General features: G+C 45.2%; 12 protein-coding genes. 10 read left to right on the forward strand and 2 right to left on the reverse strand.

Annotated features, from left to right (window positions below; translation table 11 throughout):
- Positions 1-3: 3 nt before the first annotated feature.
- The 10 genes from E2R66_RS06785 to E2R66_RS06830 all read left to right on the forward strand — a co-directional run bounded on the left by E2R66_RS06785 (position 4) and on the right by E2R66_RS06830 (position 18,637).
- Complete coding sequence (locus tag E2R66_RS06785; protein ID WP_133227562.1) at positions 4-1,680, forward strand: RagB/SusD family nutrient uptake outer membrane protein; 1,677 nt, start codon at positions 4-6, stop codon at positions 1,678-1,680.
- Positions 1,681-1,758: 78 nt separating this feature from the next.
- The gene (locus tag E2R66_RS06790; RefSeq protein WP_133227561.1) at positions 1,759-5,106 is read left to right on the forward strand and encodes a VCBS repeat-containing protein; all 3,348 of its coding nucleotides are present in this window, start codon (positions 1,759-1,761) and stop codon (positions 5,104-5,106) included.
- Positions 5,103-6,419 (forward strand): vanadium-dependent haloperoxidase, encoded by a 1,317-nt coding sequence (locus tag E2R66_RS06795; RefSeq protein WP_133227559.1) that lies wholly within the window; start codon positions 5,103-5,105, stop codon positions 6,417-6,419. Before E2R66_RS06790 ends, E2R66_RS06795 begins: the two co-directional genes overlap by 4 nt.
- 185 nt (positions 6,420-6,604) lie before the next feature.
- Positions 6,605-8,821: an alpha-amylase family protein gene (locus E2R66_RS06800; RefSeq protein WP_133227557.1), complete on the forward strand. Its 2,217-nt coding sequence runs from the start codon at positions 6,605-6,607 to the stop codon at positions 8,819-8,821.
- A gap of 1 nt (position 8,822) precedes the next feature.
- Positions 8,823-9,863, forward strand: coding sequence for an aldose epimerase family protein (locus E2R66_RS06805; protein WP_133227555.1), 1,041 nt, complete (start codon positions 8,823-8,825; stop codon positions 9,861-9,863).
- A complete protein-coding gene (locus E2R66_RS06810; protein ID WP_133227553.1) occupies positions 9,844-11,184 on the forward strand; it encodes a sugar porter family MFS transporter in 1,341 nt (446 codons plus the stop codon). Before E2R66_RS06805 ends, E2R66_RS06810 begins: the two co-directional genes overlap by 20 nt.
- Before the next feature lie 9 nt (positions 11,185-11,193).
- Positions 11,194-14,535 (forward strand): DUF5107 domain-containing protein, encoded by a 3,342-nt coding sequence (locus E2R66_RS06815; protein WP_133227551.1) that lies wholly within the window; start codon positions 11,194-11,196, stop codon positions 14,533-14,535.
- A 71-nt stretch (positions 14,536-14,606) separates the two neighbouring features.
- Complete coding sequence (locus tag E2R66_RS06820; protein ID WP_240049247.1) at positions 14,607-16,748, forward strand: alpha-galactosidase; 2,142 nt, start codon at positions 14,607-14,609, stop codon at positions 16,746-16,748.
- A gap of 112 nt (positions 16,749-16,860) precedes the next feature.
- Positions 16,861-17,889 (forward strand): N(4)-(beta-N-acetylglucosaminyl)-L-asparaginase, encoded by a 1,029-nt coding sequence (locus E2R66_RS06825; RefSeq protein ID WP_133227547.1) that lies wholly within the window; start codon positions 16,861-16,863, stop codon positions 17,887-17,889.
- Positions 17,890-17,905: 16 nt separating this feature from the next.
- Positions 17,906-18,637 carry a copper homeostasis protein CutC gene (locus tag E2R66_RS06830; RefSeq protein ID WP_133227545.1) on the forward strand — a complete coding sequence of 244 codons (732 nt, stop codon included), beginning with the start codon at positions 17,906-17,908 and terminating at the stop codon, positions 18,635-18,637.
- A gap of 320 nt (positions 18,638-18,957) precedes the next feature.
- Here the strand turns inward: E2R66_RS06830 and E2R66_RS06835 are convergent, their stop codons facing one another.
- Together E2R66_RS06835 and E2R66_RS06840 are read right to left on the reverse strand one after the other, a co-directional pair.
- A complete protein-coding gene (locus E2R66_RS06835) occupies positions 18,958-19,209 on the reverse strand; it encodes an Arm DNA-binding domain-containing protein (RefSeq protein ID WP_133227543.1) in 252 nt (83 codons plus the stop codon).
- A 462-nt stretch (positions 19,210-19,671) separates the two neighbouring features.
- The coding region (locus tag E2R66_RS06840; RefSeq protein WP_192901949.1) for a transposase at positions 19,672-19,958 on the reverse strand (287 nt) is incomplete at its 5' end.

Raw genomic sequence — 19,958 nt, forward strand, 5'->3', positions numbered from 1 at the left:
TCAATGAAAAATATAAATAAATCAGTCTTATTCCTAAGCGCAATAAGCCTCTTGTTACTCAACGCCTGTAAAAAGGACTATTTAAATGTCACACCCACCAACCTGCTGACAGCACAGACTATCTTCGGAGACTCAGTTTTAACCGAGGTTTACGTTGTTGGCCGGTACACTGGCGTTCAGCTTACCAGCGAAAATGCTGGTCCGAGTTTTCAGCGTGGTTTTGATTCGCCCTGGCTAAGCTCGATAACAGACGAATCGATCCATACCCAGGACAACGGCTCTTTTATTGTTCAGCAGGGCAATGTAACGCCGGATAATGCCAGTTTCCTCACCAACTTCTGGTTCAGGAGTTACCGCAGCATCCGCGAGATCAATTACGCGTTCGCTAATATTGATAATGTGCCCATGAGCAACGGAACCAAAACCAGGCTCAAAGCCGAGCTGCATTTTATACGCGCCTACCGTTATCATGACCTGATCAGGGCCTACGGCGATGTGCCCCTGGTTGGCGATAAAGTATGGGGCTTAACCGATAAGGATTATACGCCGCTATTTACCAGGAGCCCAAAACAGGATTGTATAGCTTATGCGGTTAATGAGCTGGACCAGGCCATTGCAGGGTTAAAAAATGCAAAATTAGCCGACGGACGCGCCAGCGTTGGCGCTGCCATGGGCCTTAAATCCAGGCTGTTGCTTTATGCTGCCAGTCCGCTTTACACCGATGGGCAAAATAATCCTACCAAATGGGCTGCCGCAGCCGCTGCAGCCAAGGCGGTGATGGATTTGGGTACTTATTCCTTATACCCAAATTACAAGGCCGAATTTTTAACAAACAAAACCAGTGAAGACGTTTACGAAAGAGTGTATTCTACCTCGGTACAACACTCGCAACTGGAACTGCTGAATGGCCCCAACGGTTATAATGGCTGGGGTGGCAATACCCCGCTGCAGAACTTTGTAGATGGTTTTCAAATGAGCAATGGTAAAGCGATCACGGATCCTTCGTCAGGTTATAATCCGCAGGACCCGTACACCAACCGCGACCCGCGTTTAGCCCAAACCGTTCTATACAACGGCCACCCATACCGGGGACGTCCGGTTGAATTTTTCCTCCCGGGCGGTAAAGACAGTAAAGATGGAATTGCCAACTGGAACACCACACTTACCGGTTACTGTATGCTGAAGTATATGGATGAAAACCTCAACCCGAACGATCCGCTGAATCTGTATAAAGATCAAACACAAACACAGCCCTTTAAATATATCAGGTACGCGGAAATTCTGTTAAATTATGCGGAAGCGCAAAATGAGGCCGTTGGTCCAGACAATAGCGTTTACGCGGCGTTAAAACTTATCCGCACCCGTGCCGGTATGCCGGAGATTACTCCGGGCTTGTCTCAGGCAGACATGCGTACGGCCATTCAAAACGAACGACAGGTTGAGCTGAGCTTCGAAGATCACCGGTACTTTGATGTGCGCAGGTGGAAAATTGCAAATGTTACAGAGAATGTGCCTGCTTATGGTGTTCACCCGGTGAAAAATGCCGACGGAAGTATAACCTATACCAAATTTGTAGCGCTTGCAAACAGGAAGTTCGCAGACAAGAATTATTGGATGCCAATCCCACAAAGTGAGATATTGTCCTCTGGTGGTTTATTAAAACAAAATCCTGGTTATTAACAGGAAATAAAAAATGAATAAAATCGCAATCCGCCGTACATTTATTGTAAGGCGGATTGCTTTTTATAGCGCTATGATATGTCACCAAAAACCATTTTACGGAGATATTGCTTAATCGTGCTGGTGGTTGCCGGCGCGTGGGGCTGCGGCTCAAAAACCAGCGAAAGCGGTGCCGACGTTTCTAAAAAGACGCTTTTTACCCTGCTCGACTCAGGGAAGACGCATATCCAGTTCAGCAACCAGCTATCCGAGACGGGCGATAAGAATATCCTGTTATATCAATATTATTATAACGGCGCCGGTGTTGCTATTGGCGATGTAAACGGTGATGGTCTGCAGGATATCTATTTTTCTGGTAACATAACAGACGATAAGCTATACCTCAATAAGGGGAAAATGCAGTTTGAGGACATTACCGCAACGGCCGGTGTCGCGGGCCGTGCCGATGGTTGGAAAACCGGCGTGACCATGGTGGATATCAACGGCGACAACAAAACAGATTTATATGTATGTTATTCGGGCAGTAATCCGATAGAAATGCGCAGGAACCAGCTTTTTATAAACCAGGGTAACGATATGAGTGGTTTCCCGGTCTTTACGGAAGAAGCTGAAAAATACGGGCTTGCCGACGGGGCATTTAGCACCAAAGCCTATTTTTTTGATTACGATAGGGATGGGGATCTCGATATGTTATTGCTCAATCATAACCCAAGGCAATTTACCAACCTGGATGATGCAACGGTTCCGGCCATTGAAAAGATACCAGACCCGATGAGCGGAACCAAGCTTTACAGGAATGATAGTGGTCATTTTGTTGATATTACTCTTCAGGCCGGCATCAATAATTCGGGTCTCTCGTATGGCTTGGGCGCAGGGATAGCCGATATCAATGGTGATGGCTGGCCGGATATTTATGTTTCTAATGATTATGCAGTTCCCGATAGGTTATATATCAATAACAAAAATGGCGGTTTTACCGATCAGCTGCCTGCGCAAATTGGTCATACCTCACTTTTTTCGATGGGGAACGATGTAGCGGATATCAATAACGATGGCCTTCCTGATATATATACCCTGGATATGCTACCTGCAGATAATCTCAGGCAGAAGAACTTGTTCACGCCGGATAATTACGAGCTTTTTGCGCAAAACCTGCGTGTAGGTTTTTATTACCAGTATATGCGCAATATGCTGCAAATGAATAATGGGAATAATACCTTTTCTGAAACCGGGCAGCTTGCCGGGGTTTCCAATACGGACTGGAGCTGGTCGCCGCTGTTGGCAGATTATGATAACGACGGCTGGAAAGACTTGTTTGTGAGCAACGGACTATTGCGCGACCTCACTAATAATGATTTCGTAAAATACAGAAATGATTATCTGAGCACTTTTGGTGCCGGCGTACGTGGAGATCAGGTTGTTGAGCTGCTGAAGCACATGCCATCTACCGACGTTAAAAGTTATTTCTTTAAGAATAAAGGCAATGCAACGTTTGCAGATAAAAGTAAAGAATGGGGAATTACCGAACCGGCGAACAGCAATGGTGCCGCTTATGCCGATCTTGATAATGATGGCGACCTTGATCTGGTGGTCAATAATATTAACAAAAAGGCATTTATTTATGAAAATAGAACCGCTAAACAGTTAAAGAATCACTATTTACAAATCGGGCTGGAAGGCTCGGGGCAAAACACCCAGGGGATTGGTGCCAAAGTTTTTTTATACCAACATGGTCGCAGGCAGTACATCGAACAGATGCCCGACCGTGGTTATCAGTCGGGTGTAACGCCGGTGCTTCATTTTGGCCTTGGTGAGGAGCCACAGGTTGATTCTGTAAGGATTGTTTGGCCCTTGGGGCTGTCCCAGCTGATCAAAAATATTAAGGCCGATCAGTTGCTGCGGCTGAAAGAAAGTGATGCGATAAAAAGCAATTCGATTGCGGTAAAGGCAGCTACTATTTTTACAGAGACGGCTTCGCCGGTATCTTATGTACAGGCGGAAAGTTCATTAAATGACTTTAAGCGTCAGCCCTTAATGATAAACCCAATGTCTTTTGGAAGCCCGCTGTTGGTTAAAGCTGACGTGAACGCTGATGGCTTGGAAGATGTTTTCATTGGCGGCGCCTACGGCCAGGCCGCCCGGCTATACCTCCAGCAAAAAAACGGAAGTTTTGTGGAGAAAAAACTGCCTTCTTTTGAGGCCGACCATAACTACACGGATGCAGGTGCTGTTTTCTTGGATGCAAATGCCGACGGAAAGCCCGACCTGTATGTAGCGTCAGGAGGTTATGATAATCTGGCTGCAAATGATACGCTTTTACAAGACAGACTTTATCTAAACAACGGGCATGGTGTATTTACAAGAGCTGCCGGTAGCCTACCAAAAATGTTATCCAGCAAAGGAACAGTGGTTGCGGCAGATATCAACGGCGATGGCCGGGCAGATCTGTTTGTTGGCGGTAGGGTAGTGCCGGGCAGGTATCCGGAAACGCCGCAGAGCTTTTTGCTGCTAAACGATGGCAATGGGCATTTTGTTGACGAAACCAGGCAGCTTGCACCAACTTTGCTTCACATTGGTATGGTGAGCGATGCCGCCTGTACAGACCTGAACAACGACGGTAGGCCGGATCTGGTTGTGGTTGGCGAATGGATGCCGGTAACCGTTTTGATAAACCACAACGGCAAATTGATTGACGAAACCAGCAACTACCTGGGTAAGCAATTTAATGGCTGGTGGAACAAAATATGCATTGCCGATTTTAATCATGATGGCCATCCCGACCTGGTGATTGGCAATGTAGGATTAAACACACAATGCAAGGCTACCGATATGGAGCCGGCCGAAATGTACTATAAGGATTTTGATGAAAATGGCGCCATGGATCCTATATTCTGCTTTTACAATAACCACAAAAGCTATCCCTACATGACGCGGGATGAATTGCTTGACCAATTGAGCATGATGCGCGCCCGTTTTCCCGATTATCAATCTTTTGCTCAGGCCGGTATTCATGATTTGTTTACTAACGAAGAGTTGCGTGGTGCCGGCTATTTAAAGGCCAATCATTTTAAAACCACCTGCTTTTTAAGTAATGCCAGCGGCAAACTTAAAGAAGCACCTTTGCCCGTAGAGGTTCAAAATTCGGCTGTGTTTACCATCACGGCCTTTGACTACGATCGCGATGGGAATACCGATCTTCTGTTGTGCGGAAATATCAACAAAGCCAGATTGCGCTTCGGGAAATATGACGCTAATTACGGACTCCTGTTAAAGGGAGATGGAAAGGGTACTTTCCATTACATACCGCAAAAGCAATCGGGTTTTAAGCTAAAAGGCGATGTTAGAAGCGTTTTGGAAATCAATCATCAAATACTGCTAGGCATCAATCAATCTGCTCTTCGGGCCTATAAATTTAATAGAAAATGAAAAGAAGATCCGGAATACTGATTGCCCTGTTATGCGGACTGCTGTTTATGCAAGGCTGCCATAACGATAAAAGCCCTACACTTACTGCCGCAGATATTAGTAAAGTAATTACACAGATGTCGGCCGTTATGATACATGATGTAACCAACCCGCCGCTGGCAGCCAGATTTTTTGCCTATACGTGTTTGGCCGGCTATGAGGTGCTTGCACAAAATAATAGGGCCTTACCAGGTATGCGTGGCAAACTAAACGGCTACCCGGCCATATTAAAACCAGCGCAAGCCTCAGGGTACGATGCATCCTTATCATCTATTCTGTGTATGATGGAAACCTCAGCCAGCCTGCAACCATCGGGCTTTTTGATGGCTAAGTACGAGGAGAAGCTTATTGACTCCTGCAGGAGAGTCGGATTTAGTAGTAGCGTGATAGATAGCTCACTTCACTACGCGCGGCAGGTGAGCAAAATGGTGCTAGCCTATGCCAAAGCCGATAAATATAACCGCATAAGTAATTATACCCGCTATACGCCGCCGTCAAAACGGGGTAGCTGGGTTCCTACGCCGCCGGCATATATGGCCCCGGTGGAGCCCTATTTCAATACCATTCGCCCATTTACGTTAGATTCGGCCTCGCAGTTCCTGCCCCGGGAACCCGCTCAGTTTTCCTCCGACAAACGTTCGCTTTTTTACCAGTATGCCTTGTTGGTTTACAAAGAAGGAGGATCGGGCTTAACGCCAGAGCACCGTGCTATCGCCGGTTTTTGGGATTGTAACCCTTTTGCTGTGGAGAATAACGGGCACATGCTTATTGGCCTCAAAAAGATTTCGCCTGGGGCTCATTGGATGGGAATCACCGGCATTGCCTGCAAACAGGCAAAAAAGAGTTTTTCCGAGTCAATGAAGATACACGCAGCCGTAGCCATAGGCTTAACTGACGGATTTATTTGTTGCTGGGACGATAAGTACCGCACAAACCGGATCAGGCCGGAAACCGCGATAAGAAAATACATCGACCCGGCCTGGCGACCTTTGCTGCAAACGCCCCCTTTCCCCGAATACATCAGCGGCCATTCCGTTATATCAGCAGCCTCGGCGGTGATACTTACGCACTATTTTGGTACTCAATTTCAGTACACAGATAATGTTGAAGAAAAATTCGGCATCCGGCCAAGACATTTCAGCTCCTTTATACAGGCATCTGACGAAGCGGCTATGTCGCGGTTTTGGGGAGGCATTCATTTTAAAGACGCTATAGAAATGGGAATCATACAAGGAAAGAGCGTTGGAAACCTGGTGTTAACCAAATTAAAATAGCGGTAGGTTGTAAGTCAGACGGGAATAGGGGTTTTCAGTAATATAATCCATCAATACCATAAAATCCGCTATTTTTTAATCTGTGGAATTCAGGGAGTTTTACAAAAGCCAATTATAGAACTTGCAGCGGGCAACATAGCCCGGGCATCAATAAAAAATGTGTTTTGCCGGTCGTTAAAAAAAACATGGAAATAAAACTGCGTTACTGGATTTTGCTGATATTGAGCCTGGGGGTAAATTTTTGCCCGGCTCAGTCGGTCAAAAAAATGACCGATAGCGTTGTTATCTCTAATAGCAATGTATCGGTATCGGTAAGTAAGCGCACAGGCCTTATCAACTACCGGTTCAAAAACGGGGTGCGAATAAACAATGCCGGGGCCTACGTAATTGATGTAGTTGCTGGTAGGTTTGCTACCACCGACTATCGCATTCACCAAATTTCTACCGCTGTCATCCACGATAAAATAGGCAGCGGCTTGCGGCTCACCATCCAACACCGTGATAGCCAACATGCCGTTACTTTGGTACAACACCTTACTTTATATCATGCAACACCATACCTTATTATAAATGCCGAAGCCACAGCAGGGGACAAGTCGAATTTGCAAAGCAGAGAAATTTGTCCCCTGGCTGTACTGCCGTCTAGCGGCGGTAAACTTACTCTTGCGGGGAATGATCCGCGCATCTTGGATGCACCCTTTGATAACGATAATTGGGCGGGCGTGGTGCAAAGAAGTTGGGCAAAACCGGGTGCCGTTGCCGTATTTGGAGTCAGCTACGATTTTGTCGCAGTTTACGACCGCTTCACTTTTTCCGGCCTGGTATTGGGGAGCATCAGTCACGATTTCTGGAAAACCGGCATTTTTTACCGGGCTGCGGCCAAAAAGGGTACTATTGATTCGCTGAAAGTTACTGGAGGGGCGGTAACCCCTGATAACAAAGCACTGCCTGCGGCTTACGGTGGCTATGATGGCACCCATGACCTGGTAGAACACGGTACGACGATTGGGCAAGTTATCAGTTCGCCCGATATTTTTCTTTCAGCTTCTGCCGATATCAGAAAATCTTTAAATGAGTATGGGGCTGTAAATGCATTGGCAAATGGCTGTTTAGCCTGGGAGGGGCCCGCCCCCGTTTATTGGAACAGCTTTGGCGTAGAAAATGTGTTGGGCGCGTCCGGCATCATGATGCCGGATGGCGTAAAGCAAACCTCTGATTTTTTGCATACCCTGAAAAACCTGAGCAGAAATTCAAAACCCGTATTAAGTATCGATTCCTACGACCAAAAGATCTATTCAACCGAAGTTTTAAAATCTTTGGGCGAATATGCAGGTGCCAATGGCCAGCAAATGGGTTTTTATTTTATTCCATTTGCACTTTGGACATGGAAGGACGCTTATGAGGGGAAAAAGCTGCAGGGTGCCGATTATTTAATAAGTGATGTTTTGCTAAGGGACAACAAGCATCAGCCCATTTTATACAAGGATGGAAAGTTTTGCTGTTATGCAATGGACCCCAGTCATCCGGCCATCAGGCAGTACGTAATTTATCAGCTAAAAAAAGCCAAAGCCATTAACGCAAAGTTTTTGAAGATTGATTTTTTAACAGCAGGAACGCTGGAAAGCTCCGTACGGTATGATGCTTCGGTTAGAACGGGAATGCAGGCCTATAATAAGGGAATGAAAGAATTGAAATTACTCGTCGACTCTGTTATGGGTAAAAATATCCTTATTACAGCAGCAATTTCACCCTTGTTTCCAAGCCAGTTTACACATACCCGTTTTAATTCAACTGATGTGTATTCCCATCTCCGCGATGACCAGAAAGGTTTCCCACATTACGGCTCAACAGAAGCTTCACTGGCAACCGGCTCGCATATGGGTTGGGTGCAGGGCACACTCTATCCTTTCACTAATATGGATGTCACGGTGATGAAGCGTTTCCAAAAAAATCCGATCCTTAGCGATACGGAGATAAAAATACGCCTATACGCATTAATGGTGATGGGGAGTATATTAGGGGATGGTTCGGATTTTAGAGATTCATTAGCGGCTGAAAGGGCGAAGAAATTCCTGGATAACGAACGGATCTCTGATTTTTTTAGCAGACCAAAAGCGTTTATCCCCCTAAGATTTGCCGACGGAGATTCGCCCGACCAGCAAATGTCGTTCCACCTCCCCGGCAAGGTATGTTATGTTGCTTTATTTAATTTTGATATGAAAAAAGCTTTCTATCAAAACATTAGTTTAAGCAAACTCCGGTTGGCTAAAGATAAAGTGTATGTGGTGAAGGATTTTTTAACCGGGAAAGTACTAAGTACAATTAAAAAGGGTCAGTTTCAGCTCAGGTTAACGAGTGGGCCGGCCGATGCACAAATGGTAACCATAAGCCCGGAGATTTGATATGAGCATTACCATCAGTAGCAAAAATTGGGGAACTATGGCAGGTAAAGAGATTTGCCTTTTAAAACTCCAAAATGCCAACGGAGCGTATGTTGAGCTTACGAATTACGGCGCACGTATTGTATCGGTAGTGGTGCCGGATAAAAACGGAAAGCTGGAGCATGTTGTACTTGGGTTTAATGAACCTGAAGCTTATTTAAATGACCAATGCTATCTTGGCGCAACTATTGGCCGGTTTGCCAACCGCATAGCTGGTGCTGCGTTTACGTTAAACGGAGAAGGTTACAAGCTCGAGGCTAACGACGGGCCAAACAGTAACCACTCGGGTCCCGCTGGATGTGATACAAAGGTTTTTGATTTTGCTGTGCAGTCAGACAGCATCCTGTTCAGCCTTGAATTATTGAATGGTGAAGGGGGATTTCCTGGTAATATGAAACTGAATATCACCTATCGGTGGACAGCTGATCAGCAGCTCCAGATAAATTACAGCGCGGTTAGCGATGCGGATACGATTGCAAACTTCACCAATCACGCCTATTTTAATTTGTCAGGCGAGCGCGAAAACATATTGGAACACAGGCTTTCCCTGGATGCAGCAAAGGTACTGGAAACCAATGCGCAATATATCCCAACGGGCCGGATAACGGATGCGGATAAATGGTTGTTCAGTAACAGCAAGATTGCGGACAAACTTTTGGAGGCGAACATTTCGGGCTTCAATCAATATTATATAAGCAATAAGCCTGCATTAGCCACACCTGCGGCCGTGTTGGACCACTATGAATCGGGCCGACGGCTCAGCGTGTACACCACTTATCCGGGCCTAATGTTTTATACTGGCGATTACCTTACCGGCACCTATCCGGGCAAGGCATCAAAACCCTACCGGGCATTTGACGGGCTTTGCCTCGAATGCCAGTTTTATCCGGATGCGCCAAATCATCCCACATTTCCTACAACGGTACTTAAGCAAGGCACGCGCTACAACCAGCAAATAATTTACCAATTTTCAACTTTAAACAATGCAAGGCACAACTTATAACAACCGCTACATTATTGGCATTTCGTTCATCTCGGCACTTGGGGGCTACCTTTTTGGTTTCGATTTCGCGGTGATATCGGGCGCTTTACCCTTTTTGCGGTCGCAATTCGGCTTAACCCCGGTTTGGGAGGGCTTTTTGACGGGCTCACTCGCTTTAGGCTGTATCGTGGGCTGTATGTTCTCCGGCAGGCTTGCCGATAAATATGGCCGTAAACCGGGCTTGATGCTGGCTGCTATAATCTTTGCAGTGTCGTCTGTAGGCATAGCCTTGTCAAAGGGGCTTGTTTATTTTCTGGTGATGCGTTTTGCGGCAGGCATTGGGGTAGGCATGGCATCGATGCTTTGTCCAATGTACATTGCAGAAATATCCCCGGCCGCAGTTAGGGGAAGAAATGTGGCTATCAATCAACTAACGGTGGTGATCGGGATTTTGGTTACCAACCTGGTTAACTATTTTTTGGCAGACGGCGGCACCGATGCCTGGCGTTGGATGTTCGGCCTGGGTGCTGTGCCTTCGGTATTGTTTTTAATCGGGGTTAACTGGCTTCCGGAAAGTCCCCGGTGGCTCATCAAAGCAGGCAGGACCCTGCAAGCCGAAAAAGTACTGCATAAAATTGGGTCGGAAGTTTTTGTAGAACAAACGATTACTGCTATTAACAAATCTTTAACCGGCGGTTCGGCTGGAGGCTTCAAAGAAATTTTTGCTAAAAGCGTGCGGCCGGCAGTTATCGTTGGGATAACCCTGGCTGTTTTTCAGCAACTGTGCGGAATTAATGTGGTGTTTAATTATACATCTACCATATTTGAATCGGTAGGAGCCAATTTAAACCGGCAGTTATTTGAAACCGTTGCCATTGGCATTGTAAATTTGCTGTTTACCCTGTTGGCCATGTGGCAGGTAGATAAGCTTGGCCGTAAGCCACTTATGCTGATTGGCTCGCTTGGTTTATCAATTGTTTATATTGTACTGGCCTTTCTGCTTCAGCAACACCTGTCTGCAGGTCTGGTCTCGATATTCGTTTTGCTGGCCATCGGCATTTATGCCTGCTCTCTTGCCCCGGTAACCTGGGTGCTCATTTCCGAAATATTTCCGAATAATATCAGGGGTTCGGCCTCTTCGGTGGCTATCGTATCGTTATGGAGCGCTTATTTTATCCTGGTATTTACGTTTCCTATACTGGCCAAAAAACTAGGTACTTACGGCCCGTTTTATTTGTATTCGGCCATATGCTTTGCGGGCTTTTTATTTGTGAAAAGTAAAGTGAAAGAAACCAAAGGACAAACGCTGGAAGAACTTGAAGATAATTTAATCAGACACTAATTATATAAAATGAACGAGTTAACTGTATCGATCTGGCAGGAAACGGTAACGATTCCTACTTATGGCGTAGGTAAGCCGGACAAAAACCCCATGTTTTTTGAAAAGCGGGTTTACCAGGGAAGCAGCGGCGTGGTTTACCCCAACGCCGTGATAGAAAAGATTGAAGATGAAAAAGCGGACAAAGATTACATCGGTCTTTTCCTTGAAAATAAGTACCTGAAGGTTTTGATCCTGCCCGAACTTGGCGGCCGTATACAAATGGCTTTTGACAAAGTAAAACAAAGACATTTTGTTTATTACAACCAGGTAATCAAGCCCGCTTTGGTGGGCTTAACCGGGCCCTGGATATCCGGTGGCATAGAATTTAACTGGCCGCAACATCACCGGCCAAGTACTTTTGAGCCGATTGATTTTGACTTGAGCGAAAACAGCGATGGCAGCAAAACGGTATGGGTGAACGAGGTGGAAAAAATGTTTCATACCAAGGGGATGGTGGGTTTTACCCTCTACCCAGACAAGGCCTACATCGAGATCAAAGCAAAATTATACAACCGGTCGCAGCTGCCGCAAACTTTCTTATGGTGGGCAAATCCGGCGGTGAAAGTGAACGACGATTACCAGTCGGTATTTCCGCCCGATGTAAATGCGGTTTTTGATCATGGCAAGCGCGATGTATCCGATTTTCCGATAGCTACCGGCACCTATTATAAAGTAGATTATTCTCCGGGTACTGACATCTCCATGTATAAAAATATCCCGGTACCAACGTCTTATATGGCGATCAATTCTGATTATGATTTTGTTGGCGGTTACGAACACGATTCAAAAGGAGGTCTGCTTCATGTGGCTGATCACCATGTTTCGCCGGGGAAAAAGCAATGGACCTGGGGACACAGTGATTTCGGGCAAGCCTGGGATCGCAACCTGACCGATGAGGACGGACCTTATATTGAACTAATGACTGGTGTTTTTACCGATAACCAGCCGGATTTTAGCTGGCTGATGCCCAACGAGGAGAAATCTTTTACACAGTATTTTTTACCTTACCAGGAACTAGGTGTAATTAAAAATGCCAGCAAGGATATCCTGCTGGCAGCGGATATGGTCGGCGATGTGTTGAAACTGAAAGTGTACGCAACAGCTGTTTGGAATAATCTCAAAGTTACCGTGCTGTACCGGGGACAAATCATCTTTACAGAGCAGATCTCAGTTTCGCCCGAAAAGGTATTTGCCGAAGCGGTTAATGTGCAGGAAACATTTAACGAAAACGACATTATTATCACCGTCTCATCGGACAAGGGTATAGAGATGCTGCGCTACGAACCTTCAAAAAACAAAAAGAACGCGCTGCCACAGCCAGCCAAGCCCGCCCTGCCGCCTGAAGCTATTAACAGTATAGAACAGTTATTTTTAACCGGGCAGCACCTGGAACAGTACCGGCACGCCACTTACGATCCTACCGCGTATTACGAAGAGGCCCTGAAGCGCGACCCTGCAGACATACGGAACAATAATGCACTTGGGAAATGGTACTTGCGAAAAGGGATCTTCGCCAAAAGTGAAGATTATTTCAGAAAAGCCATCGAAACGTGTACAGGGAGTAATCCAAACCCTTACGACAGCGAACCTTACTACAATCTGGGGCTCTGCCTCAGCTTCCTCGGCAGGTTTGACGAGGCTTACGATGCCTATTTTAAAGCAACCTGGAGTAGTGCCTGGAAAGACAGCGGTTATCTTGCAGTAGCGCAAATTGACATGATGCGGCAGAACTATGCCCTGGCATTGACACATGCAGACGAAGCACTCAATAACAACAGAAACAGCAGTAAAGCTTACCTCATTAAAGCAGCAGCACACCGCAAACAGGGGCAGATGGATGACGCGCTACAGGTTTGCCAAACTGCGTTGCTTGTTGACCGGTTTAATTTAGGGGTTTTGCATGAGGAAATATTAACCATGCAAGCGCTTGGGCGGGGTGATGAGGCCGGTAAACTACAGGCTGCATTGTTAAAATTATCCAGAAAAGATGAACATAACTTTATAGAGTATGCATTGGATTATGCTGCGGCGGGCCTTTTTATAGAGGCAACGGAATTACTTTATTTAGTTGTTAAAACGGACGACAGCAACCCGATGGTATATTATAGCCTGGGATATTTTTATTTTAAGGCAGGCGACGAACAGAAGGCTGCTTATTGGTATCATCAGGGCGCAAAGGCCAATCCTTATCTATGCTTTCCTAACCGGCTGGAGGAGATCCTGATTTTACAAACCGCATCAGAGATCGACCCGGATGATGCGCGGGCACCCTATTATCTGGGGAATCTTTATTACGACAAAAGGCAATACACCGAAGCGATACGTTGTTGGGAACAATCTGTAAAGCTTGATGATACATTTCCAACTGTTTTGCGGAACCTGGGTATTGCCTGTTATAATAAACAAAATAACCCCGAAAAGGCACTGGCTTATTTTGAACGAGCATTTGCGCTCGACCCTACCGATGCCCGCGTGTTAATGGAACTTGATCAACTTTATAAGCGACTCAACAGGGCGCCTCAGGAAAGACTCGAATTCCTGGAAAGCCATTTGCCGGTTACCTTGCAACGGGACGACCTTTATCTGGAGCTCGTCAGCCTGCTGAATTTTGCAGGCGACTACGAAAACGCGCTGCGGCTGTTACAGGAGAGGCGCTTTCACCCCTGGGAAGGTGGCGAGGGTAAAGTATCCGGTCAATATACTTTGAGTTTGATACAAATTGCCCGCAATTGCATCAAAAACAGCGAATTTGAAAAGGCCATTACCTATTTAACAATGGCTCAAACTTATCCATTTAACCTGGGAGAAGGTAAGCTTTACGGTACGCAGGAAAATGATATTTTTTACTGGCTTGGATGTGCAAAACAAGGGTTGGGCAGCTATGCCGCTGCTGAAGAATATTTTACCATGGCTACCATTGGCCTTGATGAGCCGTCTGCCGCGATATTTTATAACGACCAGCAGCCCGACAAAATTTTCTATCAGGGATTGGCACACAAGAAACTGGGTAATCATGAAAGAGTGTTGCAGATATTCACCAAACTTGTTGATTATGGCAACAAGCATTCGGATGATGAGGTTAAACTTGATTATTTCGCAGTTTCGCTTCCAAACCTGCTAATATTTGAAGATGACCTTAACTTGCGAAACCGGATCCATGCTGCCTTTATACAGGGACTCGGATACCTGGGGCTTGATGAACTGGATAAGGCCAGTGAGCTGTTCAGCCAAATTTTAATGCACGATGCAAGTAACAGCAGCAGCAAAATACATCTGGAGATGACAGAAGAGCTACAGAAAGAATTGAATTAGTTTACAAAATTGAAAAGATGAATTTTTTTAAAAGAGGAACCGGAATTTGCTTGATGCTTACCGTATGCGGCATGTTATCTCGTGCACAGGTAATTATTCCGGTGATTACCGAACATAATGCCATGCTGCTTCAGGCAGATAAAGACGGCGATTTGAAGACTATTTATTTTGGCAGGAAGCTAGCAGATCAGGCTGAATATAACAAGGTAGCCGGGGTATATCATTCGTCTGGAGATTATACGGGTGTATTAAATTCTGCATACACGCCGTCGGGGTCGAGGAACCTGGCCGAGCCAGCCATTTCGGTTACCCACGCAGATGGCAACCGGTCGCTTGATTTAAAATACGTCAGCCATCAGGTTGATAAGCTAAGCGCTAACGTTTCGCAACTGCGTATTTTGCTTAGGGATCCGGTGTATGCCTTTGAAGTAACCTTGTATTATAAATTATATTATAAAGAAGACGTAGTTGAGCAATGGAGCGTAATCGCGCATCACGAGAAAGGAAAGGTTGTATTGGATAAATATGCATCAGCAAATTTATACCTGAAAGCAGACAGCTACTGGCTGACACAATATCATGGCGATTGGGCTAGGGAGATGCAGCCCGAAGAAACCAGGTTGACCCATGGCATAAAAACACTTGATTCTAAATTGGGAACGCGCGCAAATTTGTTTGAACCATCTATGTTTATGGTGGCGCTTAACAGACCCGCCGGCGAAGATGAGGGCAGTGTGTTATACGGTTCGCTGGAATGGAGCGGGAATTTCAAAATCGACCTCGAGGTAGACCCCTTGGATAATTTAAGGGTTATTGCCGGCATCAATAATTTTGCATCACCATATGTGCTTACACCGGGCGAAGATTTCACAACGCCGGAGTTTTTGTACACCTTTTCTGATAAAGGAAAAGGCGATGCCAGCAGAAAACTACATACCTGGGCGCGCAACTATAAAATACCAAACGGTAAAGGCTCGAGATATACCTTGTTGAATAACTGGGAAGCCACCTATTTTGATTTTAATGAAAGCAAACTGGGCGGCTTGATTAGAGATACCAGGAAACTGGGTGTAGACCTGTTTTTGCTGGACGATGGCTGGTTTGGTAATAAGTATCCAAGAAATGGCGATCACGCAGGTTTAGGTGACTGGCAGGAAAATAAAGAGAAATTACCCAATGGCTTGGTTTCGCTGGTAAAAGAAGCCCAAACCGAGGGCGTTAAATTTGGTATTTGGGTAGAACCCGAAATGGTTAACCCTAAAAGCGATCTTTATGCTAAGCATCCCGGCTGGGTAATCAAACAGCCCAAAAGGCCGGAGTACTATTTCCGAAATCAGCTGGTTCTTGATCTGGCGAACCCCGCAGTGCAAAATTTTGTTTACGGTATTATAGATTCCCTATTTATAAAAAATCCGGGGCTGGCTTACATAAAATGGGACTGTAATGCTGTTATTTATAATGCGCATTCTAATTACCTTGATAAAAAGCAGTCGCAGTTTTATGTGGATTATGTGAAGGGCCTGTACAAGGTTTTAGAAAGGATACGATCAAAATACCCTACCGTGCCTATGATGCTTTGCTCGGGGGGCGGTGGCCGCGTGGATTATGGCGCAATGAAGTATTTTACGGAGTACTGGCCAAGCGACAATACCGATCCGTTGGAGCGGATCTTTATTCAGTGGGAGTATTCATATTTCTTTCCTGCAATTGCGAGTGCCAACCATGTCACCGACTGGGGAAAACAGCCGCTCAAATTCCGGGTGGATGTTGCGATGATGGGCAGGCTTGGGTTTGATATCGTTATCGGTAAATTGAATCCCAGCGATCTCTTGTTTTGTCAAAATTCGGTTAAAACTTATAATAGCTTGAAGCCGATTGTATGGCAGGGTGACCAGTACAGGCTGGCAGATCCGGGGAAGAGCAGCATTGCATCTGTAATGTATGTGGATTCAACTAAAGCTAGCGCCGTTGTATTTAATTATTTGGTAAACTACAGGTATGGAGCAGAAAGTAAGCCTATACTGTTAAAAGGACTCGATCCCCAAAAGCAATATCGTGTAACAGAGACCAATCTTTATCCAGGCACAAAGTCAGCATTGGATGTGCAAACCGTGTATTCAGGGGATTTCTTGATGACCGTTGGGTTCGATCCAATAGTAAATGCGAACAGGCGCAGCGTAGTACTGGAATTAAAAGAACTGCCCGGCAAGTAGGGAAGCGATCATTATTTGGGTACACAATGATGCTATTGTTGTTTACAGCACCAACCTATCTTTCTTGATCAAAATTAAGGTTCGAAATGCAAATAACTTATTTAGAAAAATAATGCAAACACGTAGAAAATTTTTGGGAGTTAGTCTAATAGGGTCGGCGGCAGTTCTGGCCCCTAAAAACAGCTTCGCCATATCCGGCGGGCTAAAAGAAGCAGCCAGTGGAAGCCCGGTGGTCTTATCAACCTGGGACTTTGGTAAAACGGCTAATGTAGGTGCCTGGAATGTATTAGCAACAGGCGGCAGGGCGCTTGACGCGGTTGAAGCAGGCGTAAAGATCCCCGAGGCTGACGAAACCAACCAAACCATTGGCTATGGTGGTTTGCCCGACAGGGATGGCTATGTAACACTGGATGCCTGCATAATGGACGAGCATTATAACTGCGGTTCGGTAATGTGTCTGCAGGATATTGTTCACCCTATATCTGTAGCAAGGCTGGTTATGGAGAAAACACCTCACATCATTTTGGCCGGCGAGGGTGCACTGCAATTTGCCTTGGCTAACGGGTTTAAAAGAAAAAATCTGCTAACGGAAAAAAGCAAAAAGGATTGGAAGGAATGGTTGAAGACCTCTAAATATAATCCCCAGATAAACATTGAGAACCGCTTATACGATAAAAAAACAGATCCTATGCCCGGTGGGCCTAAAAACCATGATACTATTGGAATGGTGGCTATGGATGCAAACGGCAACATAAGCGGTGCCTGTACAACCAGCGGGCTGGCTTATAAAATGCACGGACGTGTTGGCGATTCACCGGTAATTGGGGCAGGATTATATGTAGATAATGAGGTAGGTGCAGCAAGTGCCTCAGGTGTGGGCGAAGAGGTGATCCGAATTGTAGGTTCGCATCTGGTGGTCGAGCTGATGCGCCAGGGCTTAAAGCCCGAAGAAGCTTGTAAAAAAGCGGTTGAAAGAATAGTACAACGTGGCCCCGAACGTTCAAAAACCATACAGGTGGCCTTTATTGCTTTAAACAAACAGGGAGAAGTAGGCGGTTACAGTTTGCAGCCAGGGTTCTCATATTCTGTACGCAGCAATATGATCGACCAGGTGATACCTGCAAAAAGTTATTATTCATAATCTAAATTTATACCCAATGTCAGAAAGAGTTCTTGAAGTATGCGCATTTAATATACAATCCTGTTTGATTGCCGAACGTGCCGGCGCGGTAAGGGTTGAGTTGTGCGACAACCCCGTAGAGGGCGGCACAACCCCCAGCTACGGTACCATAAAACAGGTGCGCGAAAAAATCTCTATCGATCTGTATCCTATTATCCGCCCGCGGTCCGGGAATTATTATTACGACGCTGATGAATATGCTATCATCAAGCATGAAATAGAGATATGCAAAGAATTGGGCTGCAATGGCATATCGGTGGGTGCACAAACCATTAATGCCGAAATTGATACCGAGTGGCTTAAACGCATCGTGGAGTGGGCTGGTCCAATGGGTGTTACCTGTAATCGTGCTTTTGATGGTACCCCCGATCCTTACAAAGCTTTAGAAGATCTTATCAGTTGCGGTTGTGAGCGTGTGTTAACCTCGGGCCAGGCAAGTGCCGCACCCGATGCAGGTGAAATCCTTAGTAAGCTGGTGACGCAAGCCGCAGGCCGCATTATTATTATGCCTGGCGCAGGTGTCAAATCATCAAATTTGAAAAATTTGATAACTGAAAGTAATGCCACCCAGTTTCATTCATCGGCCAGGGCACAGGCAAATAACCCGCTTACTTATATCAATACCCGTATAAGTGATTATGGCAACGTTTATATTTCAGCAGAAGATGAAGTAAAAGCAATGGTGGCAATTTTAAAAGGAACGAGTTAAGTACCTGTCGTTATATTGCTAAGATGTAATAATCAAGACATCAGAATAAATTAAAGAAAAGAGGCTGTTCCAATACTTATGAAACAGCCCCATAATCTTCAAAATAATACTTAAAAGATCATCATTAATTTGCCACATAATTATTCTCGATAGACCTTCTGGTTTTATAACGCCATAATTGAGGCCGCCAAATTTGTAATTCAGACTGATGCTGCGTGTCCGGTAATAATCTCTGGAGGCGTACAACGGGTTAAAATCAGGACCGAATGTACGGGTTAAAATCGGCCACCTGTAGATCAAGGTTGTTCATAAAAGATTAATCAAGCCCTATAATGCGCATTTTGGAGTTTAGTTTGCAGGCTGTCAAGGTAATTGTTAAGCGCCTTAATTTCTTCTTTTGTTCCAATGCCACGCCCTGAATGACTGTTCCATTTCGTTGGGTCGCAATCACGGCCAGCGGACATATCCGCACGTTTGCCGTTAACAGTAATACGCATGTAGATGGGCATTGTACTCCCTTTGTAGTTTTTTTGCTTTCTGATATAGAAAAGCAGATGGAAATTACTCTTCATAATTGCAAGCTTAAAAGTTAAACAAAAGTAAGTTTGTAGCCTGCCTTTATCAAGATGTTGAATTGATTAAAATGTTTATAATCAATTAATTAAAATAAATTAGGCGCGTAGTGTTTTGCCACGTGTTACGCACCGAATTACGCTCATTTTTGTTGCGTTTTGGTGCATAATATGGTGTTTTGATGCCAATTAATAACCCTTCAAGCTTTTGATTTGCAGTGTTTTAGCACATTTGGTATTGTTTTTTGTAGTCCGTAGGGGAATCGAACCTTTTCTATGCAACTTTTAAATCATTCAAAAGTTGCATCTGCTCAATCGTGGGTATTGCTATGGATGAGGCAGGGTCGGGTGTGGCTTTAGAAACTTCGGATATCGCCATTATATGTCCTGCCCTAACAAAGCATTATAAAATTGTATTGTGTAAACTGGTTCATATTTGCATGAATTATTGAAATAATAGGATTATGTATTTAGTTCGCATTTAATCATTTTGTAATTCCTGGGCTGAGCCTCAGTCATTTTAGTGATAAGCTTATCAAAAATCGAGCTCAAAAACCCTCTCCTATTAAAGCGGAAATGGTATTCATCCAAATACTGTTGCAGGCGATGGTCTCCACATTGATGATGTACGCCTCTTAGCCAGCCCTTGATATTCATGATATGAATATGTAGCATCGGAAAGCCGGCCCCTTTGTTGCTTTTCTCTTGTGTTATCGCCCAATCTTTTCCTAACGGCAAATAACCGCGCC

Origin of the sequence: Mucilaginibacter psychrotolerans (genome assembly GCF_004519315.1) — a bacterium.
GTDB lineage: Bacteria > Bacteroidota > Bacteroidia > Sphingobacteriales > Sphingobacteriaceae > Mucilaginibacter > Mucilaginibacter psychrotolerans.

Coding starts and splice junctions, on each gene's coding strand:
- E2R66_RS06785 (WP_133227562.1), top strand. CDS start 4: ATGAAAAATATAAATAAATCAGTCTTATTCCTAAGCGCAATAAGCCTC.
- E2R66_RS06790 (WP_133227561.1), top strand. CDS start 1,759: ATGTCACCAAAAACCATTTTACGGAGATATTGCTTAATCGTGCTGGTG.
- E2R66_RS06795 (WP_133227559.1), top strand. CDS start 5,103: ATGAAAAGAAGATCCGGAATACTGATTGCCCTGTTATGCGGACTGCTG.
- E2R66_RS06800 (WP_133227557.1), top strand. CDS start 6,605: ATGGAAATAAAACTGCGTTACTGGATTTTGCTGATATTGAGCCTGGGG.
- E2R66_RS06805 (WP_133227555.1), top strand. CDS start 8,823: ATGAGCATTACCATCAGTAGCAAAAATTGGGGAACTATGGCAGGTAAA.
- E2R66_RS06810 (WP_133227553.1), top strand. CDS start 9,844: ATGCAAGGCACAACTTATAACAACCGCTACATTATTGGCATTTCGTTC.
- E2R66_RS06815 (WP_133227551.1), top strand. CDS start 11,194: ATGAACGAGTTAACTGTATCGATCTGGCAGGAAACGGTAACGATTCCT.
- E2R66_RS06820 (WP_240049247.1), top strand. CDS start 14,607: ATGTTATCTCGTGCACAGGTAATTATTCCGGTGATTACCGAACATAAT.
- E2R66_RS06825 (WP_133227547.1), top strand. CDS start 16,861: ATGCAAACACGTAGAAAATTTTTGGGAGTTAGTCTAATAGGGTCGGCG.
- E2R66_RS06830 (WP_133227545.1), top strand. CDS start 17,906: ATGTCAGAAAGAGTTCTTGAAGTATGCGCATTTAATATACAATCCTGT.
- E2R66_RS06835 (WP_133227543.1), bottom strand. CDS start 19,209: ATGAAGAGTAATTTCCATCTGCTTTTCTATATCAGAAAGCAAAAAAAC.